Here is a 24970-nt window from a genome sequence, read left to right on the forward strand (position 1 = left end):
CTGTATGAGTAACGAACTAACCGCATCCTTCCCCATTCTAGGGATTGCTGCCTGGAGCGGTACCGGCAAAACGACACTGTTAGAGAAGCTGCTGCCTCTATTAGCTGCGTATGGTTTGAAAGTAGCCGTGATTAAGCATGCTCATCACTCGTTTGAAGTCGACCAGCCTGGAAAGGATAGCTATAAACTGCGTAGTGCGGGCGCGGCCCCTGTTCTAGTCGCTTCACGGCAACGATTTGCGCTGATGCAGGAAACGCCCGACCAGGAAGAACCCGATTTAGCCAGCTTAATAACCATGATGGTGCCGCACCATCCCGACCTAGTGATTGTCGAAGGCTTTAAAGCTTGGCCGATCCCTAAGCTGGTGCTTTATCGCGATGGCGTAGGGGACTCGGCAATTTTGACCGACCCATGGGTCGAGGCGGTTGCATTAAGCGCGCCATCGCCAATTGATTTAACTTCTTGCGTAGCGCAGTTAAATCTTGATGACAGCGACGCAATCGCGCGCTGGATAGTGACCTGGATAAACGCAAAAAACCAAACTGTGGCTTCAAAAAAGGAAAGGTGACCAGCATGCATCTAACCCACCTCAATACCCGGGGCGAAGCCAACATGGTGGATGTCGGCGATAAACAAGAAACGCGCCGCGAAGCCGTCGCCTCGGGGCGCATTGTAATGCTGCCTGAAACGCTGACATTGCTCAGCGAAGGGGGATTGCCGAAAGGAGATGTCCTCGCCACCGCCCGTATCGCGGGCATTCAGGCTGCAAAACGCACTCATGAATTGATTCCACTCTGCCATGCATTGGCGCTATCAAAGGTGTCGGTTGAATTCGAGATCGACATGGCCGAGTCCTGTGTGCATGTAACGTCGCTGTGTCGTTTAAATGGTCGCACCGGTGTTGAGATGGAGGCGCTTACAGCCGTTTCAGTCGCCTGCTTAACCCTCTACGATATGTGCAAAGCGGTCGATAAGGGCATGCATATTGAAGCGATCCAGCTCGACAGCAAGCAGGGCGGCCAACGCGGGGATTATCAGCGTGTGAATAGGCAGTCGCCTATCGTGACGGGCGAAGGCACCTCAGGAGAAGTAAGCCTGGGTGAGCGCTGTCCTTCCCCCTGCGTGCGGGTTAAATTTCTGGCTGAACTGCGCGAGCGGGTAGGAGAAAGCGAGGCGACTGTTGGGCTGGACCAGCTTGCTAGCCGCGATATCAGTGGTTTAAAGGCAGCGCTGGCCGAGCGCGATGATCGGTTTAAACTGCTTACTGATCAGCGCACGTTATGTGCCATTAATCAGGTAATGGCAAACGATGATGCGCTAGTGACCGATGATGACGAAGTGGCGTTTTTCCCACCGGTCACAGGGGGTTAACGTTGGATATTAAAGTAGCGGTTCAAGCAGCGCCATTCTCGATGGACTACGGCTATAGCGATGCATTAGTCGGGCGCAGCGATATTGGCGCGGTGGTGAGCTTTACCGGACTGGTGCGTGATTTCAACGAGACGCCCGATGTTACGGGGTTAACACTGGAGCATTACCCCGGTATGACCGAGCGCACGCTAACGGAGATTGGCGAGCAGGCGTGGCAGCGTTGGTCGCTACAAGCGGTGCGGATAATTCATCGCGTTGGTTATCTGGGCCCTGGCGACCCCATCGTGCGGGTGCTTGTAGCTAGTGCTCACCGCCGAGAGGCATTTGAAGCCTGCGATTTTATTATGGATTTTTTAAAAACCCAGGCGCCTTTTTGGAAGAAAGAGCACTCCACTCGGGGAGAATATTGGGTCAAAGAACGCCACTCTGACCAACAAGACGCGGCACGCTGGGAGTGAGTTTGCCACGTCTTGCTACTCCGCAATGATGCACCACTAACGATTGGCAGCATTTTCCAGGGTAAGGGCTTCTGGCATTTCGGCGGCCATAATTTGAAGATGCACATCGGGCAGGTGCTGCATATGCTCCGCCAGCCAGTGTACCAAGCGAGGCTGCAATGCTTGGCGAAGGTCGGCCAGTGTGTCGGCGGCAATCTCATCAAGCTGATCATCCAGCCAATCACTAAAGCTATCTTCATCCAGCGGGCTGGCACCCGTCGCATCCAGCATCAAACGTCCAATGCGCGCCCAGCCCGTATCAGTCGCGGTCACCGGCAGTGCTAGGTACAAACTGCCACGACGTGCCGTACTGGCGTCTTTTACTTCCAACCCTGGGTGAGGAACCACGCTGTTTTGGCTGACGATGCAGGGCGGCTGGGGATAGCGTGCCTCGCAGCGCAGCCCTTGGTTATCAAAGCTGATTAAATCGCCATTAACTGGCGACAACGGCGCACTGATCTCTAATTGACGGGCAATTGCCTGATGCGCCTGCTGATGCCTTGCTTCGCCGTGGACAGGCATCAGGTGCTTCGGCTTAATCCATTGATAGAGTTTGATTAACTCATCATGAGCGGGGTGCCCAGTAGCATGTAACTCGGGATGGTTGATTTCGTCGTAAATACGAACACCTAACTGCGCTAAACGTTTTTTTAGCTGTTCAATAGGGCGTTCGTTGCCTGGAATGGCTTTAGCCGAGAAAATGACATTATCGCCGGGCTGAAGATCCACAAAGGGGTGGCGGCCCTGAGCAAGGCGCTGAAGCGCGGCACGGGCCTCACCCTGGCTGCCGGTGGCGATAATGACCACTTCATCCGGGGGGAGGTACCCCAGGTCGTGATTGGGTACCAGCGGCGGTAAGTCATCCATATAGCCAAGCCCACGCGCAACGCTAACCATTCGCTCCATTGAGCGCCCCATTAAGCTGATGCGACGGCCACACTGATGCGCTGCGCGCCCGATAGCTAATACCCGCGCAAGGTTACTGGCAAAGCAAGAGACCACCACACGGCCCTGACAGTTGGCGAGGGTTTTTACCAATGCTCTCGCCACATCACCCTCGCTGCCGGAGTGGCCTGGCATGGGGGCGTTGGTGGAATCGCCGACAACTAAATCGACCGGGGCCAGCGCTCTAAACTGCGCCGCGCTTACCGGTGAACCGATAAGCGGCTCAGGATCAAGTTTCCAGTCACCAGTATGTAAAACGCGATAACCACCAGCCATCATCATAATGGCACAGCTTTCGGGTATTGAATGCGTCAACGACAAGTAGCGCAGCGTAAACGGCCCGCTTTCAAGTGCCTCACCTGGTTCGATGACATGAATCGCAGCGCTGCTAAGTTGATGTTCAGCAAATTTAAGGCGTAACAGCCCCGCGGCTAATGGCGTGGCATAAATAGGACAATTCCACATCGGCCAGAGCCAAGCGACGGCGCCAATGTGGTCTTCATGGCCGTGGGTAATAAATAGTGCTTTCGGGGCTATCCCTAATGCTTTTGGTGTATCAAAATTAGGCACTTGTAGCGGTGAGTTGGGGAGATCCTGGCGAATCATCATGCCGCAGTCGACGACAATCCAGTGATCATCGTAGCCGTAGAGCGTTAGATTCATGCCAATCTCACCGCATCCCCCCAGCGGCAACATGCGCAGCGGAGGACGACGACGGGGACGAATTTGAACGCGTGAAGAGTGCATCAGTTATGAAAAGCCTAAAAAGTAGTGACTCAACTATACGGGAAGGCAGGGGCGGCTAACAATCATCCTTGGCCTTCCGATACACTATGCAACCTAAGCCGTTGGTTTGTCATAATTACCTTAGAAATAGGTCAAGAGTCGCTCACATGTCCCATTATTATCGTTTAGTTGTGTCCTGCCCTGATCGGGTAGGTATTGTGGCCCGAGTATCAAGCTTTATTGCTAAGCAAGGGGGGTCTATCACTGAAGCCAGCCAGCATTCTGATTTAGAAACGGGCTGTTTTTTTATGCGTTACGAAATCTTGGCGGATTCAGTGGGGATGTCGGTAGAAGCGCTACGTTCAGCGTTCGAGCCGGTGGCAATCGAATTCGATATGCAGTGGTCATTGGTGGATACGCAGCAGCGCCGCCGGGTGGTATTGATGGTCTCTAGAGAGTCACACTGCTTGGTAGATTTGCTTTATCGCTGGCAGGCGGGTGAGTTGGATTGCGATATTGTTGGCGTCATTTCCAACCATGACGATATGCGTTCATTGACCGAATGGTACGGCATTCCTTATCACTATGTGCCAGTCGACCCCGATAACAAGCAAGTGTCATTTGCCAAGGTGCAAGCAGAAATCGATAGTGCACGTGCTGATTGCGTCGTGCTGGCGCGTTATATGCAAATTCTGCCGCCTGACCTGTGCGCACGCTATGCAGGGCGGGTGATTAATATTCATCACAGTTTTTTACCCTCTTTCGCTGGGGCGAAGCCCTACCACCAGGCATATCAGCGCGGAGTGAAGCTGATTGGCGCCACCTGCCACTATGTTACCGAGGAACTCGACGCGGGCCCGATTATCGAACAGGATATTCATCGCGTTAGCCACTGCCATACCCCAACCGATCTAGTCCGCTTTGGGCGTGATGTTGAAAAAGCCGTTCTCGCACGCGGTTTACGCTGGCATCTTGAGGATCGGGTTTTAGTGCATGGCAACAAGACCGTGGTGTTTAGCTAACGCTCGATAATGTGAGAAGCCGCTATGTCGTTCGCACAAAGTGTACTGGCGCCCTGGGCGCTGATATTCACCTCGCTACTCTCGTTAGGCGTAGTGGTGTGGGCTCTTTGGCGGCGGCCCTGGCAAGTGCTACTGGAAGACGCTGCTCTTCAGCACCGTTGGTTAGGCGCAACGCTGGCAGTGGCGCTGATGTGGCAGCTACGCGCTCAGGCGGTCGACTGGCTAACGCTGCATCTCGTCTTTACGGTATTGATGACACTCGTGTTTAAAGCGCCATTAGCGCTGATCAGCAATATACTCATTAATGTGGCAATGGTAATTATCGGCCGCAATGAGTGGACGCTACTGGGGGCGAATGTACTGGTAACGGGCATTGTTCCGGCTGCCATTATTGGCACAGTGTGGCGGCTGGTAGATCGCCGCCTGCCGGATAACCTGATGGTGTTTTTATTTGCCTGTGGGTTTTTTGGGGCGGCGTTGGCAACATTAGGGGCAGGGCTGGCTGCCGTGCTGCTGATTATCGTGGCAGGCACAGACCCTAACGCTATCTATCTTGCCCAGGAGTATGCACGCTTCTTACCTCTACTAATGCCTTCAGAGGCGTTTATTACCGGGATGCTGCTGAGTATTCTGCTGGTCTATCATCCTAACTGGGTGGCCACCTTTAATGACCACCGCTATATCGACATGCAGTAATGACGGTGGTTAGCCCAGTGCTTGGCCATTACCGCCACGAATGACGCCAACGCCGACACCTTCGATGTCGAGTGACTGTGAACGCAGATCGATTTCAATCGGCGCAAAGTCTGCATTTTCCGCAAATAGCGTTACTTGGTGGCCCTGACGTTTGAAGCGCTTAACGGTTACTTCATCATCCAGGCGCGCAACGACAATCTGGCCATCGCGCACCCGCTCGGTACGGTGAACTGCCAATAAATCACCTTCTAAAATACCGATATCCTTCATCGAAAGGCCTCGCACACGCAGCAAATAATCGGCTTTAGGAGTGAAGTACTCGGCTGGCAGAGGGCAATAACGGTCAATATGCTCAGCAGCTAGGATAGGGCTCCCGGCGGCTACTTCGCCAATCACCGGTAGGCCAGCAGGCGAGGCTTCAATATTGGCAGCGGGTAACGCGCTTGCGGTGATGTCTACTAACTCCTGGGGCTCTTGATTGGGTAGGCGAATACCGCGTGACGTATTGCGAATAATGCGAATAGCGCCTTTACGCTCAAGCGCGCGCAGGTGCTCTTCCGCGGCGTTAGGTGAGCGGAACCCCAGTGCTTTCGCAATTTCAGCACGGGTCGGAGGGTAGCCAAATTCGCCCATGGTCTTAACAATAAAATCAAATACGTGCTGTTGGCGAGCGGTTAGCGGACGCGACATACCAGACTCCAAAAATAGTGAATAGACAGTAACAAATTAAATGTCGACTTAATCGGTAAGTGGTTAAGTATACAGTATGTTCCTCTGTCCAGTACATGTCTTGTCAACCCCCTCTCTAGAAAGGCCCCCGAATTTTTCCTAATCGTTTTAAACTAAGCTTCTACTCATATAGACAGCCATATTTCATCAGAAAATCAAGCGTTGAGCCCACCAGCGATATGGCATAGTATTTTGCTATGTTTTAAACACTCGTTTCCCCGGAGAGCGGCATGGCTCAATCTGATACGGTAACTCGAATACTCGACACCGCGGAAGTGCTGTTTGCTGAGCGAGGTTTTGCTGAAACATCGCTGCGCAACATCACTAGCAAAGCGCGCGTCAATTTAGCGGCGGTGAATTACCATTTTGGTTCCAAAAAAGCCTTAATTCAGGCCGTGTTTTCACGCTATCTGGACCCGTTCACCCAGCGTTTTCATACTGCGCTTGATGAACTTGAAGCCCAGCATGCAGGGCGCGTTATTCCGTTGGAAACGCTACTCGAAACCATGGCGACCACCGTGCTGGCTGTGCCTGCCGAGCGCAACAGTTTAAAGGTGTTTATGCGCTTGCTGGGCCTTGCCTATAGCCAAGCGCAGGGGCATCTTAGGCGTCATATTCAGCAAGAGTATGGTGATGTGTTTACCCGCTTCACCGAGTTAGTGCGTCAAGCCACGCCCGACTTGCCTGACGCGGAACGCTTTTGGCGGCTACACTTTATGCTTGGTACGGTGATTTTTACGCTTTCAGGCCTTGATGCACTGCGCGATATCGCTGAAAAGGATTATCAAGAGCAGGTCACCGTGCGGGATTTGGTTAGGCGGTTGCGCCCAGTAGTGGTGGCTGCCATGAATGCACCGTTGCCCCCAGCACTTGAAGAAGGAAAATATGCGAACGCCCAAGCTCGCTGAGCTTCCCCCTGTAGAGGACATCTGGTTGGAAATCGATACCACACAGCAGCAGCTACGCTGTTGGCGAGGGCCTAAGGTGCTGCATGAGTGTGAGATATCGTCTGGCCTCGCGGGCATTGGTGAGCACAATGGTAGTGGCAAAACACCCCATGGTTGGCACTATATAAGAGCCGCGATTGGCAGCGGGATGCCTGATAATGCGGTATTCCGTGGTCGTCGCTGGACGGGTGAGGAATTTTCTCCTGCGCTAGCTGAAGCATATCCGAAGCGGGATTGGATTTTGACCCGCATCCTGTGGCTATGCGGATTAGAAAAAGGCGTGAACCGTGGTGGACAGGTCGATTCACAGCGTCGCTATATTTATCTTCATGGTACGCCACCTGATCAGCCCATGGGCGTTGCTGCATCCCACGGATGTATTCGTTTACGCAATAGTGATTTGCTCTATATCTTTTCGTTAGCGTTACCAGGTACCCCCGTTTGGCTGCACGGCGGTCGTCAGTCGTTTGACTAATCTGTTTTGACACCGCTAGACGATCGTCTAGAATCACCGCCTCTTTTTTAATGGACCTATCACGATGACTCAACCGTTAGGCCCGGTCATGCTCGACCTTGAAGGCCCGAAATTAACGGCCGCAGAAAAGCGCTTGCTGCTAGAACCGGTGGTAGGGGGCGTTATTCTGTTTGCCCGCAATGTCGAGAACGGCTACCAAGTACGCCAGCTCTGCAGCGATATTCGACGTGAGCGTGCGGACTTATTGCTTGCCGTTGATCAAGAGGGTGGCCGCGTTCAGCGTATTAAAGAAGGGATGACGCGTCTTCCTGCCATGGCTCGCATTGGTGAATGTTATAGCGCCAACCCCGATGATGGTCTTGCGCTCGCAAAAGATGCTGGCTGGCTATTGGGCATGGAAATGGCCGCCTGCGGTTTGGATTTTAGCTTTGCTCCGGTACTGGATGTCGAAAGCGGCATCTCAAGTGTTATTGGAGACCGAAGTTTTAGCCGCGATCCCCAGCATGTGGCGCAGCTCGGCAGCGCCTTTATTCAAGGGCTCCATGAGGCTGGTATGGCCGCTGTCGGGAAGCACTTCCCCGGTCACGGCGGAGTTGCGGCAGACTCTCACGTTGCGCTGCCGGTGGATGACCGCCCGCTAGAAGTGATTAAACAACGTGACCTGGTGCCCTTTGCCCATTTGGCCGCGCCGTTAGACGGTGTAATGCCTGCGCATGTGATTTACAGTGCTTTCGATACGCGTCCTGCCGGGTTTTCCCCTCATTGGTTGGGCATGCTGCGTGAATCGTTGGGCTTCAAAGGCTGCATCTTTTCTGATGATTTAAGTATGGCGGGCGCCCACGAGGCGGGTGGGCCCAAACAGCGAGCCCAGGCAGCACTAGCGGCTGGTTGCGATATGTTGCTGGTATGCAATGATCGCGCCGCTGCACTTGAGGTGATTGAAGCCTGCCGGGGTATTGAAACCAAACGTCCCGCCAAACTGCGCTACAGCCGTGCACGGCCTGATATCGATGCCCTAAGTGCGTTGGGCAGATGGCGTCGTACCCACGCTAAGTTGGAAGCATTGGCTGATAAACCGAAACCCAATGCTGTGTAAATTCACACGACTGATGTAATTGAAGCTTTTAACCCGCCTGGAGTTTAGATGTCAAAGTTGGATAAAAAAGCCTTAGAGTCATTGGACTCAATGCGTGAATTGATGGATAACGCCGACTGCCTTATTTCTCAGCAAGAGGTAGAGCGGGCACTTGATCGTATGGCGGAAGCGATCACGCGAGATTTAGGCGACAAGCTGCCGGTCTTTTACTGCGTTATGAATGGCGGCTTAATCACCACAGGGCATTTGCTAACCCGGCTGGGCTTTCCGCTTGAAGTGGATTACTTGCATGCCACTCGATACCGCAATGAGCTGCGCGGCGGTGAGCTGTTTTGGCGTGTCTCTCCTGAGGTGCCGATGGCGGGGCGCCATGTGGTGATCGTTGACGACATCTTGGACGAAGGCGCCACGCTAGCCGCCATTTTGGCTTACTGCGAAGAAGCCCAGGCAGCCAGTGTCACGACAGCAGTACTGGTGGATAAACAGCATAACCGCAAAGCGGTGCCCGGTTTAAAGGCCGACTACTGCAGCTTGGAAGTCGCCGACCGTTATGTGTTTGGTTTTGGGATGGATTACAAAGGCTACTGGCGAAACGCGCCGGGAATTTTTGCCCCTAAAGGAATGTAAGTTAGCAGCAGAATGGATCGTTAGCGGGGCGAAAAGCGCCTCGCTAAGCCCGTTTCTGCAATCATCCGCGTTGAGATCTCTTCTACCGAGAAGCGCGTCGCATCAATAAAGGGAATGTGCATGGTGCGATAAAGCGACTCCGCTTGCCCAACTTCTTGAAGACACTGATCAATGGAGCTGTAACGGCTATTCGGCCGCCGCTCATTGCGTATCGCTGATAAACGCCGCGCATCAATGGTAAGCCCAAACAGCTTTTGACGGTGGGGCGCGAGCGCCTTAGGCAGTTTTAACATGCCATCTTCGTCTAAATCATCCTCCGTCAGCGGATAGTTGGCCGCTCGAATACCAAACTGGAGTGCTAGATAGAGAGAGGTAGGGGTCTTGCCGCAGCGTGAGACGCCGACCAGGATAATATCGGCTTTATCGTATTGATGAGTGCGTGCTCCGTCATCATTATCCAGCGCAAAGTGCACCGAGTGAATCCGGTCCATATAGACGTCATCGCTACCAATTGAGTGCGTGCGCCCAACGCTATAGGAAGAGTGAGTATTAAGTTCCTGTTCCAATGGCTCTAGGAAGGTTGAAAAAATATCGACCTTGAAGCCGGATGCTTGCCGAATGACGTTGCGAATTTGTTGGTCAACGATGGTATCAATGATGATCGGACGATGACCGTCGCGGCTGGCTGTCGCTTCGATAATGGCTGCTAGTGCCTGAGCTTTTTCCAGCGTATCGATATAAGGCTTGGTTTGCATATCGATCTCAACATCGCTGAACTGGGCCAGCAGGCTGCGCCCTAAGCTTTCTGCTGTGATCCCGGTGCCATCAGAGATAAAAAAAGCCGTACGTTTCATAGTGACATCCACTGGTAAGTAACTGCGCTATTGTGTGCTGAGCCGTTTGCTAGAGCAACTCGCTATGCGTGCTGGCTAGGGAGGGGCAAAGTGACTGACTACACAAATGACCTAAAAACCCTTCGTGTTGTAAAAATCCTCCATTCCCTTCGCTATTAGACCAATGGCGAATATAGTAGCGCGGTGCTAGGGTGTCTCAATCAATAATCCATGATCCTACGTCTAAACGGCAATATTAGTGATCGTGTCGATGTCTATGAGCGAGGGGGTTACGTGGAAGAGTACATTCTGTGGTTCGATCAACTGGGCATGTCAGACGTCGAACGCGTGGGTGGTAAAAACGCCTCACTAGGTGAAATGATTTCCAATCTGTCCGGTGCTGGCGTAACGGTGCCTGGCGGGTTTGCCACTACCGCTCATGCCTACCGCGAGTTTCTCTCCCACGAAGGCCTTAACGAGCGCATTAATGCCACGCTTGCGCGCTTGGATGTGGACGATGTTAAAGCGCTCGCCGAGGCGGGCCGCACTATTCGCCAATGGATTATTGATACGCCGTTGCCGCCTAGCTTTGAGACAGCCCTTCGCGACGCTTACGGACAGCTCCAGCAACAGCATCCTCAGTTAAAAGTGGCTGTACGCAGCTCTGCTACCGCTGAAGATTTACCCGATGCTTCCTTCGCGGGTCAGCAGGAAACTTTTCTCAATATTGACGGCTTCGACAATATTAAGCGCGCCGTGCACGAAGTATTTGCCTCGCTGTTTAACGACCGCGCTATCTCCTACCGCGTCCACCGTGGCTACGCCCATGAAAATGTTGCTTTGTCGGCCGGTGTGCAGAAAATGGTGCGCTCTGAGATCGGTGCGTCGGGCGTTATGTTTACCTTGGATACCGAGTCTGGCTTCCGCGATGCGGTTTTCGTTACTGGCTCCTGGGGCTTGGGCGAAACTGTTGTGCAGGGCGCAGTCAATCCCGATGAGTTCTACGTGCATAAACCGACCCTGGCGGCGGGCCGCCCGGCAGTGCTGCGCCGTAACTTGGGTTCCAAGTTGATCAAGATGGTTTATGGCCAGGATGCCAGCGCCGGTAAATCCGTTGAAACCGTCAATGTGCCTCATCAAGACCGTGGTCGCTTCTGTATTAATGATCAACAGGTGATGGAGCTGGCTCGTCAGGCCATGACGATCGAGCAGCACTACCAGCGCCCCATGGATATTGAGTGGGCGCTAGATGGCGATGATGGTGAGCTGTATATCGTTCAGGCGCGTCCTGAAACGGTCGTCTCCCAGCAGGAAGGCGGCAAGCTTGAACGTTTCCAGCTGCGCGAAAAAGGCCGCACATTAATCACCGGCAGAGCAATTGGCCAGCGCATTGGCCGCGGTACCGTTAAAGTGGTGCTCAGCCCTGACGATATGGACAAGATCCATGATGGCGACATTCTGGTCACCGATATGACTGACCCGGATTGGGAGCCAATAATGAAACGCGCTTCCGCCATCGTCACCAATCGTGGCGGGCGCACTTGCCATGCCGCCATTATTGCCCGTGAATTGGGCATTCCCGCGGTAGTGGGGTGTGGCGACGCAACGACTCAGCTCAAAGAGGGCATCGACGTTACGGTTTCGTGTGCAGAAGGCGACACCGGCAATGTCTACGAAGGGCTGCTGGAGTTTGACTGCAAAGTCTCCAGTGTCGACGCTATGCCGGAAATTCCCTTCAAGATCATGATGAATGTGGGCAATCCTGATCGCGCCTTTGGCTTCGCCAGCCTGCCTCATGCGGGGGTAGGCTTGGCGCGTCTGGAATTTATTATTAACCGCATGATCGGCGTTCACCCTAAAGCGCTGTTGGAGTACGACACGCTGCCGGTGGATTTGCAGCAGGTGATCGATTTACGGACGGCCGGTTATGCCGACCCCGTCAGTTTTTACGTCGATAAACTGGTTGAGGGGATTTCGACGCTGGCAGCCGCGTTCCACCCGCAGCGTGTGATCGTGCGGCTGTCAGACTTTAAGTCTAACGAATACGAAAACCTGATTGGCGGTAAGCTCTATGAGCCGGGTGAAGAGAATCCGATGCTCGGTTTTAGGGGTGCGTCGCGCTACATTTCTGAAGCGTTCCGGCCCTGCTTTGAGCTTGAATGCAGTGCCCTGAAGCGGGTGCGTGAAGAGATGGGTTTCGAGAATGTCGAGATCATGGTGCCCTTCGTGCGTACCACCGACGAAGCGCGAGAGGTGGTAGAGCTGCTGGCCGCCAACGGATTGGAACGGGGCGGCCCGACAGGCCTGAAAGTGATTATGATGTGCGAACTGCCAGCTAACGCCCTGCTAGCCGATGAGTTCCTTGAGTACTTTGATGGGTTCTCTATCGGCTCTAACGATTTAACACAGTTAACATTGGGGTTAGATCGGGATTCGGGCATCGTTGCACATCTGTTCGACGAGCGTAATGGGGCGGTTAAAAAGCTGCTTGCGATGGCGATTCAGGCGTGTAAAGCGAAGGGGAAATACGTCGGCATTTGTGGCCAGGGGCCGTCAGATCATCCCGATTTGGCGAAGTGGTTGATGGAACAAGGGATCGACTCCGTATCGCTCAATCCCGATGCGGTCCTGGAAACGTGGTTTATGCTCGCAGGCCAAAAAATTGAATAAGTTTGTTTGCTAAAACATTTAGTTTGCGCCCGGACATTGAGCCGGGCGTTGCTGTTTTTATAGACTACTCTTTTATGTGTGTTTTTGTATTTAACTTGTCGCGGAGAGCGCTGAAATGTTCACAAAATCAGCTAAGTTTGCGCTACCTGTGCTGCTGGTAACGCCGCTTTATAGTTGGGGGTTTAGCTACGAGACACCCTCCATTGCTCCTGAAAGCGAGTCTGGCTATGAAGAGAAGCCAGGCTGGGAGGCTGAGTCGTTTGCGGTGGCGGCAGCCAACCCGCTCGCAACCGATGCTGGTTATCAAGTATTGAAAGCCGGTGGTAACGCTATTGATGCGGCCATTGCAGTGCAAATGGTACTGAATTTGGTAGAGCCTCAATCTAGCGGTATCGGTGGTGGTGCTTTTCTAATGCATTACGATGGCAGCGAAGTGCGCGCCTATGATGGTCGTGAAACCGCACCGCAGGGAGTCAATGGCGAGCTGTTTTTAGAGAATGGCGAGCCGCTTGTGTTTAACGACGCGGTGGTTAGTGGCCTTTCTGTCGGTGTGCCGGGTACGCTGCGTATGCTTGAAAAAGCCCATGCAGAGCATGGTGAGCTAGCCTGGGAAGAATTGTTTACACCGGCTATTACCCTGGCCGAAGAAGGCTTTGCTGTCAGCAATCGGTTGCATACCAGCCTGACGAGTGACGAGTTTCTGCGCCAAGATCCGTTAGCCAGCCAGTTTTATTATGATAGCGAAGGAGAGGCTATCGCGGTTGGCGAAATACTCAAGAATCCGGCCTTGGCAGAGGTACTACGTCGCGTAGCAAACCAAGGCAGCGCTGCCTTGCACGAAGGTTCCGTGGCGGAAGATATCGTTGAGCGGGTTCAGAATCACCCTGAGCGGCCTGGTAGTTTGTCGGTTGAAGATATGCGTGGCTACGAGGCGCTTGACCGCGAACCTTTATGTACGCCTTGGCAGCAGTGGGAAGTATGCGGCTTTCCGCCTCCCTCGTCGGGCCATCTCACCGTGATGCAGATCTTGGGCATGCTCGACCAACAGCCGCTGCTTGAAGCCCCGTTAGATAACGGCGCTCCAAGCAGCGGGTGGTTGCACCAGTTTCTGGAAGCCTCGCGGCTCGCTTTTGCTGACCGCGGTCGTTATATCGCCGACCCGGATTTTGTCGAAGCACCGGGGGGCGATTGGTCATTGATGCTGGCCCCTGACTACCTTGAGCAACGCAGTGAGCTCATTAAAGAGATGAGCATGGGCGACAGCGCTGAACCGGGCAATCCCGGCGAGCTTGCCGTTAGTTGGGCCAGCCAGCCCGATCAGCCTGAGCATGGCACTAGCCATATCAGTATTGTGGATGAGGAGGGCAATGCGGTGGCCATGACGACCACCATTGAGCAGGCGTTCGGTTCGCGCATTCTCTCGGATGGCGGAACAGGCCTAGCGGGTGGTTTCTTGCTCAATAATGAGCTCACCGATTTTTCATTTGCTCCTGAAGTGGATGGCGACCCGGTGGCGAACCGAGTCGAGCCAGGCAAGCGCCCGCGTTCTAGCATGAGCCCTACGCTGGTATTCGATCAAGAAAGCGGTGAGCTAGTGGCTAGCTTGGGTTCGCCGGGTGGTGCGGCGATCATTCATTATACGGCCCGCACTCTAATCGCGCTGCGTGACTGGGGGCTGAGTGCCCAGGAAGCACTCAATCTTCCCCATGCCATTACGTTGGGCGGCGATGTTTACATCGAAGAGGGGCGTTTTCCTGAGGAAACTATTGAGTCACTAAGGGAGCGCGGCCACACGGTTAGCGAACGGGAGTTGACCAGCGGGCTACAAGCCATTAGGCGGCTAAACGATGGTACGCTGTTTGGTGGCGCTGACCCACGGCGTGAGGGTGTGGTGATGGGCGATTAGGAGCGCTACTGACGAAGCCAGTTGCGCAGTTTCACTAGCATTAGCGCCCCGTCACTTAACTCACGGCGAATCTGAATAAGCTCTGTTAAACGATCTGGGTAGTCGGTGATGATGGCATCGACGCCTAGGTCAATCAACGTCGACATTCTGGCGCGATCATTAACCGTCCATGCGTGTATTTCGTAGCCGTAAAGCCGTGCCAGGCGAACTTCTCCTTCCGTGATGCGGTTATGGCGTAGGCCGAGTGCATCAAAGCCACGTCGATTGAGTGTGCCGGGCAGAATGAGCTGCGCCAACAAAGTAACTCGTAGTTCTGGCGCCCGGGCATTAATATGCTCGAGTAGAGACGGCGACATGGTCGCCATCCGCATATCCAACAGCGTATTGGGGAAACCGCAGGCGGTATAACCATCAAAGGCGCTTTGTTGGGTTGCCCAGCAGCGGTATCGAATGTCGCTCTCGGTATTTAAGGTATCAATAACGGCATCGGCTAACGCTTGCTCTTGACCCGGCAAGGGCTTGATATCAATCATTAACCCTGCTTTTCCGCGAACTCTTTCGAGCGCTTCGTCCAGGCCAGGAATGTTCTCGCCTTGAAACGCATCTCCAAACCAACTGCCCACATCGAATTGGCTAAGTTGGTCTCTGGTTAGCTCGCCAAACTCACGGCTGTCGCCAGTTAGCCGTGCCATGCTGCGGTCATGGTAGAGCATTACCTGCTGGTCACTGCTCAAGCGTACGTCAATTTCGATATAGTCAGCACCATCAATAAGTGACTGCTCTAATGCAGAGAGGGTGTTTTCAGGAGCCACCATGGAGCTCCCGCGGTGGGCTATCACTGCGACGTTGTCACGAATTTCGAAGCTATTCAGAATCCACCACGCTTGAAGGCCGGCAAAAACAAGCACACTGAGCTCAACCGCCCAGGCAAGGCGCCCTGCGTTCGTATCGTCCGGTGGGGCCGCTGGGCGTGGTTCTTGATGCGCCAGCTGCATGTACAAGCAGGCAGAAAGGAGGGCGTTAGTGGCAATACCCAAAAAGGTAATGGTCAGTGTAATCAGCACATAGCCCAACAGGTACGCCAACATCGCCGGTATGAGTACGGCGTTATGCTCAGGCAGCCACCACAGCAAGGGCGTAAATAGCCGGTCGAATAGCAACGTGGTCAGTAACGGCAGGCTGATAATAATCAGTAGCAAGAGCAACACCGCTGCACCAATCGAACGGCGCCAGCCGCGCGTTAGGCTCACGCTACGCTTCAGTGCTTGCCAGGGGTTGCAACTTTCCAGGGCCACTAAGGGCAGTGCGAGCAGCCAACGCAGATAGAGCCATGAGGCCGCCCATATCCAGGCAATGATCAGGGGGAGGGCGCAGCCAATGAAGTACCACAGTGCAGGAGGGCGCACACGCTGAAGGTAGTAAGGGTCTATGTCGCTCAGCCAGAAGTCGTAAAGCCATGTGAGGCCGGCCATAAAGGGCGCGAGCAATAATAAGTGTGTGCCTACTTGAAGTATGACAAGGCCCGCCAGGGTGTGCAGCCGACGAGTGCTCAGCCAGAGTGCTTCAAGGGCGAGCCGGTAATGGTTATCGCGCGGTCTGACGGCTACCTGCAGCATGCCTGCCTGCTGCCAGTAAATAATCAGAAAAGCGAACCCAAGCCCTATCAGCATGCCTATCAATCCCAGCGGGCTAAAGAGCAGAGCAATCAATTCATCATTGGTGACGACGGTGCGGTTGAGTTGGGCCAGCAGCCCACGCGTCACCCAGGTGATCGCTGGCAGCAGTAAGGCTGAGGCGAGCAGGGTAAAAAAGAGGTGATAGGCGATCAGAGGGCGAAGATGATCGCGCAGCGTGCGCAGTAAGGCAGAGCCAAGGTAGGTCAAAGGCTGCATCGTCACTAAACGGTAAGAATGAATCACCAGGGTGGCAGTAAGCACCACACCTGGCAAGTGGACTGTAATCAACCTTTATAGGTAGTAAAAATAGTCAGGAAAGTGACAGCTTTTGCGCAGCAACAATAATGCCGTTGTTATCTGCATATAACCACTGTCCGGGCTGAAGGGTGACGCCTGCAAAGGTGACGTCGATGTCGCGCTGACCTTCACCGTGCTTTTCACTCTTGCGGGGATGGCTTCCCAATGCCTGAACGCCAATCGGCAAGGCGGCGAGTATATCCACATCACGCACGCAGCCGTACATCACAACGCCTGCCCAGCCGTTGGCGACGGCCTGCTCTGCCAGCATATCACCCAGCATGGCGCAGCGATGCGAGCCGCCTGCATCGACCACCAGTACCGCGCCATTACCTGGCTCGGCGACCGCTTGCTTAACCATGGAGTTATCTTCAAAGCATTTAATGGTGCGAATAGGACCGTAAAAGGCTTCAAGACCACCAAAGTTAACAAACAGCGGGTCGAGTACGGCGACTTCTGGGTGCGCATCACAGAGATCGGGTGTCACAATTTGCGTTGAATTCGTCATCACACGCTCCTAATGGTAGAGGCTGTTGATATTAAATTGGTGTCCAAAGGCAGTGCAAAAAAAACGCCCCGCCCTGAAGAACAGTGGCGGGGCGTTCGGTCATCGACTCAGAAAATGCAATCTGTCACATTCTCTGCGATGGTGCGAGCATCGGCGATGGGGTGATCAGACTCAAGCGTTAAATTAAGCTTCTTGAGCGATCGGAATCACGTTAGAGGCGATCTTTTGATACTCCTCTATTTCGTGAAAATTCATATAACGATAAATCTCGCCAGCCATGGCGTCAAACTCACCCATATAACGTTGATACTCTTCAACGCTGGGTAGGCGTCCTTCTACTGCGGCAACAGCCGCCAGTTCCGCTGAGGCAAGGTACACATTGGCACCATCGCCCAGGCGGTTCGGGAAGTTTCGTGTAGACGTAGACACCACGGTGCTCTTGGCAGCAACGCGGGCCTGGTTACCCATACACAGTGAACAACCCGGCATCTCCATTCGAGCGCCTGCACGGCCATAAATGCCGTAGTAGCCCTCTTCAGTCAACTGGTGTTGATCCATTTTCGTCGGTGGTGCCAGCCACAGCCGGGTTTTTAAACTACCGGCAGGCTGCTTTTCAAGCAACTTGCCCGCAGCCCGGAAGTGGCCGATGTTAGTCATGCATGAACCGATAAAGACTTCGTCGATTTTCTGGCCAGCTACTTCTGATAGCAGGCGAGCATCGTCCGGGTCGTTCGGGGCACACAGAACCGGCTCTTTAATTTCAGCCAGGTCAATTTCGATAACTTCAGTGTATTCGGCATCCTGGTCGGCACGCATCAAGCTCGGGTTAGCCAACCATGCTTCCATACCTTCAATACGGCGGCTAATGGTACGTTCGTCGCCGTAACCGTTGCCCATCATCCACTTCAATAGGGTGATGTTGGACTTCAAGTATTCGGTCACGCTCTCTTCTGACAGCGTAATCGTACAGCCAGCAGCAGAACGCTCGGCAGAGGCATCGGAAAGCTCAAAGGCTTGCTCGACGGTTAGGTCTTCCAAACCTTCAATTTCCAACACGCGGCCTGAAAAGGCGTTTTTCTTATTGGATTTGTCGACAGTCAACAAGCCCTGCTTGATGGCGTAAAGCGGAATGGCGTGAACCAAATCGCGCAGCGTAACGCCCGGCTGACGCTGGCCTTTAAAGCGAACCAGTACCGATTCCGGCATATCCAGCGGCATGACGCCGGTGGCAGCAGCAAACGCTACCAGGCCTGAACCGGCTGGGAACGAAATGCCCAGCGGGAAGCGGGTGTGCGAGTCGCCGCCGGTGCCAACTGTGTCAGGCAATAGCATGCGGTTCAGCCAGCTGTGAATGATGCCATCGCCGGGGCGTAGTGAAACACCGCCGCGGTTCATGATGAAGTCTGGCAGAGTGTGGTGGGTATCTACGTCGACCGGCTTAGGATAAGCGGCGGTATGGCAGAAAGACTGCATGACCAGATCGGCCTGGAAGCCTAGGCAAGCAAGGTCTTTCAGCTCATCGCGTGTCATCGGGCCGGTGGTGTCTTGAGACCCAACGGTGGTCATTTTAGGCTCGCAGTACATGCCCGGACGAACGCCGTCCAAACCACACGCTTTGCCAACCATCTTCTGGGCTAAGGTAAAGCCTTTGCCAGTATCTTTGGGCTGATCGGGTAAGCGGAAAACGTCAGAGGCGGGTAGTCCCAGCGACTCACGCGCCTTGCCGGTTAGTCCGCGACCAATGATAAGCGGGATACGGCCGCCAGCACGTACTTCATCTAGGATCAGCTGCGTTTTAAGTTCAAACGTAGTGATGACATCATCGGTGCCATGCTTGCAGACTTTGCCTTCATAAGGATAAACGTCGATGACGTCGCCCATGTTCAGGTTGTTGACGTCCATCTCTACCGGCAGGGCGCCTGAGTCTTCCATGGTGTTGAAGAAGATAGGCGCGATTTTGCTACCAAAGCAGAAACCGCCAGCGCGCTTATTGGGGGCGTAAGGAATGTCGTCGCCAAAGAACCAGAGTACGGAGTTAGTCGCTGATTTACGCGATGAGCCAGTGCCCACGACGTCACCAACGTAAACGACCGGAAAGCCTTTTGCTTTAACGTCTTCAATCTGCTTGAGCGGGCCGGTTGTGCCTGGCACAACGGGTTCAATGCCATCACGCTCGTTTTTAAGCATCGCATTAGCGTGCAGCGGTATATCAGGGCGTGACCAGGCATCTGGCGCCGGCGACAAGTCATCCGTGTTGGTTTCGCCGGGTACTTTAAACACGCTGAGAGTGATTTTTTCAGCTAGGGCCGGTTTAGAGAGGAACCATTCAGCCTCCGCCCACGATTGAATAACGTCTTTAGCAACGCTATTGCCGTTCTTGGCGCGTGTTTCGACATCATGGAAGGCATCGAACATCAACAATGTGTGCTTGAGCTGTTCACCTGCTTCACGGGCAAGCTCCTCGTTATCGAGAAGTTCAACCATTGAAACAATGTTGTAGCCGCCCTGCATGGTGCCAAGCAGTTTAACAGCATGCACCTTGTCGATCAGCGGCGAGCTTGCTTCACCTTTCGCGACTGCAGTTAGAAAACCCGCTTTTACGTAGGCGGCTTCATCAACACCGGGCGGTACGCGATTGGTGATTAAATCGAGAATAAACTCCTCTTCACCGGCCGGTGGCGTTTTAAGCAGCTCAACTACTGACGCTACTTGTTCGGCGGTTAGGGGTTTGGGCGGGATGCCCTCAGCAGCACGTTCCTCGACATGTTGGCGGTAAGCTTCAAGCACGTTGGGGCCCTCTCATCTACGTTCTGATTTACTTTATGGTGACGGCCTACACGTAGCACCGTATTGGCTGCGCAGTGTTGGAAAGTGGACCAATCACATAGGACATACGCTTGACAAACAGCATATGGTTGGATGGCCGAGATTCTACGGCAAACTGTCGACAATGTTAAGCTGGCATGGCGTGACCTCTGTTGTACTTTATGTTGATGTCACGATCTAAATGAATCAAAAAACACCTTTTTATTAGTCGTTTGGCTCAAGTTCAGGAAAGTTTTTACCATTTTCTAAGTTAACATAGGCTTGTGCGGGTGTGATTGAGGTTACAGCGGGTTACCATAGACCTCAATTTATAACCTTAGAGGCATCCTACTAATAGTGTGCTTATAAAGTGTGTGGAGCATTTTTGAGCGAATAACTACATTAGTAATAGGCGATGCAAGGTATAAATATTTGTACCTAACAGGGACTGAGCGTTTTGAGCGCTTATATGTTGTACAATAGTGAAACACAAGATTGGTAATGGTGTTATGTCGATACAACCCAGTACTTTCCAAACCAGTACTTTCCAAACTGATAAATTACAAACGAATGCCTTGCAAAGGGCTGACCATGCGTTAAAAGCGGATGATCTGTTGCCTGAAAGCCTGCGCCAGTTTCTGGCCTGTGCAACCCCTGACGCATGGCTGCAGTGGGCGCTCGAAAATCCTGAAACGCTATTAATTGACCACGCGCAATGTGAAAAAAAAGCCGCTTCTACGGCAATGAGTCTGCTCTATCGCTATGTTGATCAGCCGCTGTTGCTCAGCAAAATGTCGCAATTAGCCCGTGAAGAGCTGCTCCATTTCGAGCAGGTAGTCGCGCTTATGGAAGCACGCGGCGTTGCCTACCAACATTTAACGGCATCACGTTACGCTGAAGGGCTTAGGCGACACTTGCGTAGTAATGATCCCGAACGGCTAATTGATGTGTTAATCATCGGTGCACTTATTGAAGCACGTAGCTGTGAACGGTTTGCTTGTTTGATTCCTTATTTAGACGAAGAGCTTGCCAAGTTTTATCGCACGCTTGTGAAGTCAGAAGGCCGTCATTTTGAAGACTATTTGTTGCTGGCTCGCCAGCAAACAGCAAGCTCTATTGACGAGCGGATCGCTTTTTTTGTGGCGCGTGAAGCGGAGCTGATTACTTCGCCCGATACGGCTTTTCGTTTTCATAGCGGTGTGCCAGCTTAAGCCGCTTAGCCCGGCAGGATGTTTATCATGCGCGATGCTCGTGAGACAGACCAGTTAACCTTATTCGGCCACTTTTCGCTTACCCAGGGCGAAGATGTATTGACCCACTTTAGTTACGACAAAGTGAAAGCGCTGCTTGTTTATCTTTTGCTGCACCGCCAGCCGGTCAATCGGGCTGCTCTGGCAGAGCTGTTGTGGCCCGACCAAGGTTTGTCATCAGGCAGAACCAACCTGCGCCATGCGCTGCACTGTTTGCGCCAATCGTTAGGTGAGAGCGCCGACCAAGTATTAAGCGTCTCCCGGCAAACGATTGCTTTTCAACTTCCTAATAACTGGCAGGTTGACCTCCATACGCTGCAGCAGCTCCTAGAAGGACCCCGCGATTTAAATACCCTTGAAGCGCTGATGTCTTGTTACCAAGGCGACTTGATTGAAGAGCTGCAACTGGCCAACTGTAGCGAATTTCAGCGCTGGTTAGTCCAAGTTCGTAATGAGTGGCGTCAGCGTGTCATTCGTTTTGCTGAGCAGGTGCTCGAAGCTCACGCCGATGTACCTGATTCAATTTTGGAAGCGTTGGTCAGCCGCTTTTCAGGCTACGGTCCCTTTCATGAGCGTTTGGTTCGTCAACTCGCCGAACAAAACCAAATGGCTGCTGCCCATGAGCAATACAACAGCTATTTACAGCTGTTAGCGCTGTCGGGCCAGCAGCCTGAGCCAAGCTTTCTGCAGTTAGCCAGCTATTGGTCAGATGGCCACCACGACCCGCGAATGATGAGCCCTCAAGGCGCCTTTTCGCGCGCGCTGGCAGCGGATAGTAAGCCGCTACGTGAAGATGAAATCGAACTGCGTCAGCTCTCCGTGATGGCTATACGCTTGCATCTAAAAGGGGAGTGGCAAGATCGCGCGGCGACACGCCACTGCCTTACGCTGCAGTTGGAATTACTACGCTGGTTAGAGCAGCAGTGCCATCACTTAGGTGGCTTTTGGCTTCCAGGTGCTACGGGCGGCTTAGGCTTGGCCTGTTTCGGCACTCATGGCCCCGCGCATCAGTTGGCGGAACTAGTGGCGCTTTATGAGCATTGTCGTCAGGCCCTTCCCCAAGAGAGCGGGCGCCACTGGACTGGTGAGGGTAATATACCGCACTTTGAGTTGGCCGCTGGCTTGCACAGCGGTCGTGTGGTGTACCTACCCGAGCGTCAGTTAGCGGACCCGTTAGGGCAAGTCACGCAAATGTCTTTGGAGCTCATGAGCGCAGCAGAAGGTAGTGAGCTGGTTATTTCACAAGAAGCCAGTCAGCATATGCCACCCGCGCTTGACCTTCAGCCACGCCTGGTGTCGCGTTTGATCGCCAGTGATGGCCGTGTACGTTTGCGTGCGCTGGTGTTGGGCCAAAACGAAGGCGGCCGCGATGCACTTCCCCCCAGCTTGGTGGGCCGTGAAACATCGCTGCGTACCCTGCGCGATGCGCTGGCGCGGGCAGGTATTGGCTTGCGCCAAAGTGTATTGGTGCGTGGTGCCTCGGGGATGGGAAAGTCGGCGTTAATGGTCGGTTTTCGCCAATTAGAGCTTAGTCGTGATGCGGCGATATGCTGGCAGCCCACTACGCGTCTTTCGGTGCTAGACCCTTATGGGGTGGCCCGCACATTGGTTGGCTGGTATCTCAAGCAAGCGCTTACTGTTGAAGCCATTCACGAACTACAGACAACGCTAGGGTTTGATCAGCTTGCGGCTGACCGACAGCATCTGCTGGAGCAGGCGCTTGGCGTACATGAAGTACAGGAGATTACCCAGCTTGCCCAAAGTGGCGAAGCCGTTGAGCTGGTCGTGATGCTTTTGCACCGCTTAATTGAGCGGCAAGCAACGACGCACACGCTGGTGTTAATGATTGATGATTTACAGTGGCTGGATGAACCCTCTTTTAAAGTATTGGCAGGGCTGCAGGCAAGATTACCTATCAACACCGCTTTTATGTTGGTAGCTAGTCATCATGGGCGTGAAGCGTTGCCGGTGAAACTGCATTGGGATCAGCAAATCAGCTTAGGTAATCTGGATGCGTTGCAGTCCTCGCGGCTTTTATCACAACTTTCCCGCCGTTACCGCATCCATCTGAGTCCGCGGTTGCGTAATCAAATTATTGAGCGCTGCGATGGTGTGCCTCTGTATATGCAGGAGATTTGCCGTCGTTTGGATATGGATCGCCGAGAAGGGCGCAGTGTCCAGTTTGAAGAACTGCCCAAGGGGTTGTTAGGGCTTTTAGCAAGCCGTATTGATCAACTTGAGGGCGACCGTGAAATTGCCCACGTAGCAGCGGTACTGGGTAAGCGCTTCCGGTTGGATTTTCTACTTGAGTGCAGTGGCTGGGAAAAAGGTCGGCTGAACCAAGCGCTTGAGCATATGCGAGTGCTGGAAATCGTTGAGCCGGTTGATAAAGAGAGTGGCGACCACGAGTTCCAGTTTAGTCACCAGTTGCTGCAGGAAGCCGCTTATCTCTCTTGCCCGAGAGATGTGCGGGTCAAGCTGCACCAGCAGGTGGTGACTTTAATAGAAGAGCGTTTTCCGGTATGGATCAGCCGTCACCCCGGTGATTTCGCTACCCACCTCCGTCGTAGTGGGCACTATGCTCGTGGCGCCCGTTACTTTGAGCTGGCCGCTCGAGAAGCACTCAAGGTCAGTGCCAACCGAACCGCTCTGCGTATGGCGGATTTCGGTTTGGCGAGCCTTCGCCATGTTGAGCACGAGATCGAGCGTGAAGTGAGCCTGCTCACCGTTCGCGGTCAGGCGGCTTTTTCGTTAGAGGGACACGGCTCACCGACTGCCCACGAAAGTTTTGTGCGTGCTCGGGAGCTACTGCGTGAATCGGGCAGTGATAGTCTCGAAGACCCTGAAGACCTGGAACAGATATTCCTGGTCAAATGGGGGCTCTGGGTCGGTCGTAGCCAGCGCTATGCCCATGCGGATGCGTTTGCTTTGGCTTCAACTCTGGCCGATATCGCGTCCCGTCTCGAAGACCCGCGTTATCGCCGTTTAGCCGATTATGCCCGGGCTAATTGCGAGTATTGGGCTGGACGCATTCAGCAGGCGCACGATCACTTGGATGAAATTGATCCGCTGAATGCGCAGATGATGATTGAGTGGCTGCCATTCTCTGATCACCCGCAAGTCTCTGCTGCCTGCTTTCAAGGCTGGGCGCTTTGTTTGCGTGGCGATTATCAGCGCGCTGAACGTCAAGTCTCGTCGGCGATTCGCCTAGCGGAGAAGATTGCACACCCTGGTACTTTGGCGATGGCGCTATTATTTGCCGCGGCGCTTTATCGTCAATTGGGACACGTTCATCTGGCTGCTCGGCACGCCGAACGGGCGGCCGCTATGACCGGCACACCAGATTTGCAGTTATGGCAAATTTCCGCACAAATTATTCTCGGCTGGCAGCGGGCGTTGGCAGGGGATACAGCGGGGCTTATCCAACTGCGTGACAGTCTAGACCAGATGGCCGAGCTGAAAGGGCGTAACCGCTATCAGCGGCCAGTACTCTGGTATTCGGACGCGTGTATTGAGCTGGGCGAGCTAAACGCTGCAGAGGATTACCTGGATCAGTGCTTAGTGATCGCCCGTGAAAGGACAACGCTATTCCTGCCGGAATTAGCCACCCAGCTTGCCAAGGTGCGTGATCTGCTTGGGCATCCCGCCAATGAAGTGAAAGCATTAGCTGAGATGGCGATTAATCAAGCTCGCGAGCATGGCAACCGCCACCAGGAACTGGCGGCCCTTGAACTATGGTTGACGCGCATTGAGCCTAATGACCAGCAGGCCAAAGAGAGTTTCAGGCGCTTGTTGAGCGAAGTCAGTCACAGTGATGCCCCGGTACTGACACGCTGGATCAGCCTGCTGGACCGCCGTTTGCCACACCCCGTGAGTATTGAAAGCTAGTCACAA

General features: G+C 53.7%; 19 protein-coding genes. 13 read left to right on the forward strand and 6 right to left on the reverse strand.

Translation table 11 applies throughout. The annotated features are described in order from the left end of the window. The first annotated feature begins 4 nt into the window (after positions 1-4). The 3 genes from mobB to moaE are packed head-to-tail and all read left to right on the forward strand — an operon-like array spanning position 5 to position 1829. Complete coding sequence (gene mobB / locus V8L71_RS12940; RefSeq protein WP_035557484.1) at positions 5-568, forward strand: molybdopterin-guanine dinucleotide biosynthesis protein B; 564 nt, start codon at positions 5-7, stop codon at positions 566-568. 5 nt (positions 569-573) lie between these two features. Beyond that, a complete protein-coding gene (gene moaC, locus V8L71_RS12945; RefSeq protein ID WP_101145426.1) occupies positions 574-1371 on the forward strand; it encodes a cyclic pyranopterin monophosphate synthase MoaC in 798 nt (265 codons plus the stop codon). Between the two features lie 2 nt (positions 1372-1373). Beyond that, positions 1374-1829, forward strand: coding sequence for a molybdopterin synthase catalytic subunit MoaE (gene moaE / locus V8L71_RS12950; RefSeq protein ID WP_035557489.1), 456 nt, complete (start codon positions 1374-1376; stop codon positions 1827-1829). 36 nt (positions 1830-1865) lie between these two features. Here moaE and V8L71_RS12955 read toward each other — a convergent pair whose 3' ends face one another. Beyond that, positions 1866-3476 (reverse strand): ribonuclease J, encoded by a 1611-nt coding sequence (locus V8L71_RS12955; RefSeq protein WP_336274375.1) that lies wholly within the window; start codon positions 3474-3476, stop codon positions 1866-1868. Between the two features lie 230 nt (positions 3477-3706). On the opposite strand from V8L71_RS12955, the gene purU reads away from it, so the two are divergent. Both purU and V8L71_RS12965 read left to right on the forward strand, forming a co-directional pair. Beyond that, on the forward strand, positions 3707-4561 hold the full coding sequence (purU, locus tag V8L71_RS12960) for a formyltetrahydrofolate deformylase (protein ID WP_336274364.1): 855 nt from the start codon (positions 3707-3709) through the stop codon (positions 4559-4561). A 24-nt stretch (positions 4562-4585) separates the two neighbouring features. Beyond that, entirely contained in the window at positions 4586-5257 is a 672-nt protein-coding gene (locus V8L71_RS12965; RefSeq protein ID WP_336274365.1) for an energy-coupling factor ABC transporter permease, read from the forward strand. A 9-nt stretch (positions 5258-5266) separates the two neighbouring features. Here V8L71_RS12965 and lexA read toward each other — a convergent pair whose 3' ends face one another. Next, the gene (gene lexA, locus V8L71_RS12970) at positions 5267-5947 is read right to left on the reverse strand and encodes a transcriptional repressor LexA (protein ID WP_336274366.1); all 681 of its coding nucleotides are present in this window, start codon (positions 5945-5947) and stop codon (positions 5267-5269) included. Between the two features lie 269 nt (positions 5948-6216). On the opposite strand from lexA, the gene V8L71_RS12975 reads away from it, so the two are divergent. The 4 genes from V8L71_RS12975 (at position 6217) to V8L71_RS12990 (ending at position 9131) form a co-directional block, all read left to right on the forward strand. Then, entirely contained in the window at positions 6217-6894 is a 678-nt protein-coding gene (locus tag V8L71_RS12975) for a TetR/AcrR family transcriptional regulator (RefSeq protein WP_035557501.1), read from the forward strand. Then, positions 6872-7408 (forward strand): L,D-transpeptidase, encoded by a 537-nt coding sequence (locus V8L71_RS12980; protein WP_008956241.1) that lies wholly within the window; start codon positions 6872-6874, stop codon positions 7406-7408. Before V8L71_RS12975 ends, V8L71_RS12980 begins: the two co-directional genes overlap by 23 nt. 64 nt (positions 7409-7472) lie before the next feature. Next, positions 7473-8504, forward strand: coding sequence for a beta-N-acetylhexosaminidase (gene nagZ / locus V8L71_RS12985; protein ID WP_336274367.1), 1032 nt, complete (start codon positions 7473-7475; stop codon positions 8502-8504). A 48-nt stretch (positions 8505-8552) separates the two neighbouring features. Further along, positions 8553-9131: a hypoxanthine-guanine phosphoribosyltransferase gene (locus V8L71_RS12990; protein ID WP_101145421.1), complete on the forward strand. Its 579-nt coding sequence runs from the start codon at positions 8553-8555 to the stop codon at positions 9129-9131. A gap of 20 nt (positions 9132-9151) precedes the next feature. Here V8L71_RS12990 and ppsR read toward each other — a convergent pair whose 3' ends face one another. Next, positions 9152-9985, reverse strand: coding sequence for a posphoenolpyruvate synthetase regulatory kinase/phosphorylase PpsR (gene ppsR / locus V8L71_RS12995; protein ID WP_101145420.1), 834 nt, complete (start codon positions 9983-9985; stop codon positions 9152-9154). Between the two features lie 273 nt (positions 9986-10258). Between ppsR and ppsA the strand changes: the two genes are divergently transcribed. Next, positions 10259-12634, forward strand: coding sequence for a phosphoenolpyruvate synthase (ppsA, locus tag V8L71_RS13000; RefSeq protein WP_101145431.1), 2376 nt, complete (start codon positions 10259-10261; stop codon positions 12632-12634). 115 nt (positions 12635-12749) lie between these two features. Then, the gene (ggt, locus tag V8L71_RS13005; RefSeq protein ID WP_101145419.1) at positions 12750-14540 is read left to right on the forward strand and encodes a gamma-glutamyltransferase; all 1791 of its coding nucleotides are present in this window, start codon (positions 12750-12752) and stop codon (positions 14538-14540) included. Between the two features lie 5 nt (positions 14541-14545). On the opposite strand, the gene V8L71_RS13010 is transcribed toward ggt, so the two are convergent. The 3 genes from V8L71_RS13010 to acnB form a co-directional block, all read right to left on the reverse strand. Next, the gene (locus V8L71_RS13010; RefSeq protein WP_101145418.1) at positions 14546-16489 is read right to left on the reverse strand and encodes a glycerophosphodiester phosphodiesterase family protein; all 1944 of its coding nucleotides are present in this window, start codon (positions 16487-16489) and stop codon (positions 14546-14548) included. A gap of 37 nt (positions 16490-16526) precedes the next feature. Further along, positions 16527-17021 carry a ribonuclease E activity regulator RraA gene (rraA, locus tag V8L71_RS13015; protein WP_176303724.1) on the reverse strand — a complete coding sequence of 165 codons (495 nt, stop codon included), beginning with the start codon at positions 17019-17021 and terminating at the stop codon, positions 16527-16529. A 183-nt stretch (positions 17022-17204) separates the two neighbouring features. Continuing rightward, positions 17205-19808, reverse strand: coding sequence for a bifunctional aconitate hydratase 2/2-methylisocitrate dehydratase (gene acnB / locus V8L71_RS13020; RefSeq protein ID WP_101145417.1), 2604 nt, complete (start codon positions 19806-19808; stop codon positions 17205-17207). Between the two features lie 527 nt (positions 19809-20335). On the opposite strand from acnB, the gene V8L71_RS13025 reads away from it, so the two are divergent. Both V8L71_RS13025 and V8L71_RS13030 read left to right on the forward strand, forming a co-directional pair. Next, positions 20336-21037 (forward strand): MiaE family protein, encoded by a 702-nt coding sequence (locus tag V8L71_RS13025; RefSeq protein ID WP_101145416.1) that lies wholly within the window; start codon positions 20336-20338, stop codon positions 21035-21037. 27 nt (positions 21038-21064) lie between these two features. Next, positions 21065-24964 carry an ATP-binding protein gene (locus V8L71_RS13030; RefSeq protein ID WP_101145415.1) on the forward strand — a complete coding sequence of 1300 codons (3900 nt, stop codon included), beginning with the start codon at positions 21065-21067 and terminating at the stop codon, positions 24962-24964. The last annotated feature ends 6 nt before the right edge of the window (positions 24965-24970 follow it).

This window comes from Vreelandella indica, from assembly GCF_037070225.1.
Lineage (GTDB): Bacteria > Pseudomonadota > Gammaproteobacteria > Pseudomonadales > Halomonadaceae > Vreelandella > Vreelandella arctica.

What these genes read in the sequence shown, in the direction of transcription:
- mobB (WP_035557484.1), top strand. Translation starts at nt 5, where the DNA reads ATGAGTAACGAACTAACCGCATCCTTCCCCATTCTAGGGATTGCTGCC.
- moaC (WP_101145426.1), top strand. Translation starts at nt 574, where the DNA reads ATGCATCTAACCCACCTCAATACCCGGGGCGAAGCCAACATGGTGGAT.
- V8L71_RS12955 (WP_336274375.1), bottom strand. Translation starts at nt 3,476, where the DNA reads ATGAATCTAACGCTCTACGGCTACGATGATCACTGGATTGTCGTCGAC.
- purU (WP_336274364.1), top strand. Translation starts at nt 3,707, where the DNA reads ATGTCCCATTATTATCGTTTAGTTGTGTCCTGCCCTGATCGGGTAGGT.
- V8L71_RS12965 (WP_336274365.1), top strand. Translation starts at nt 4,586, where the DNA reads ATGTCGTTCGCACAAAGTGTACTGGCGCCCTGGGCGCTGATATTCACC.
- lexA (WP_336274366.1), bottom strand. Translation starts at nt 5,947, where the DNA reads ATGTCGCGTCCGCTAACCGCTCGCCAACAGCACGTATTTGATTTTATT.
- V8L71_RS12975 (WP_035557501.1), top strand. Translation starts at nt 6,217, where the DNA reads ATGGCTCAATCTGATACGGTAACTCGAATACTCGACACCGCGGAAGTG.
- V8L71_RS12980 (WP_008956241.1), top strand. Translation starts at nt 6,872, where the DNA reads ATGCGAACGCCCAAGCTCGCTGAGCTTCCCCCTGTAGAGGACATCTGG.
- nagZ (WP_336274367.1), top strand. Translation starts at nt 7,473, where the DNA reads ATGACTCAACCGTTAGGCCCGGTCATGCTCGACCTTGAAGGCCCGAAA.
- V8L71_RS12990 (WP_101145421.1), top strand. Translation starts at nt 8,553, where the DNA reads ATGTCAAAGTTGGATAAAAAAGCCTTAGAGTCATTGGACTCAATGCGT.
- ppsR (WP_101145420.1), bottom strand. Translation starts at nt 9,985, where the DNA reads ATGAAACGTACGGCTTTTTTTATCTCTGATGGCACCGGGATCACAGCA.
- ggt (WP_101145419.1), top strand. Translation starts at nt 12,750, where the DNA reads ATGTTCACAAAATCAGCTAAGTTTGCGCTACCTGTGCTGCTGGTAACG.
- rraA (WP_176303724.1), bottom strand. Translation starts at nt 17,021, where the DNA reads ATGACGAATTCAACGCAAATTGTGACACCCGATCTCTGTGATGCGCAC.
- V8L71_RS13025 (WP_101145416.1), top strand. Translation starts at nt 20,336, where the DNA reads ATGTCGATACAACCCAGTACTTTCCAAACCAGTACTTTCCAAACTGAT.
- V8L71_RS13030 (WP_101145415.1), top strand. Translation starts at nt 21,065, where the DNA reads ATGCGCGATGCTCGTGAGACAGACCAGTTAACCTTATTCGGCCACTTT.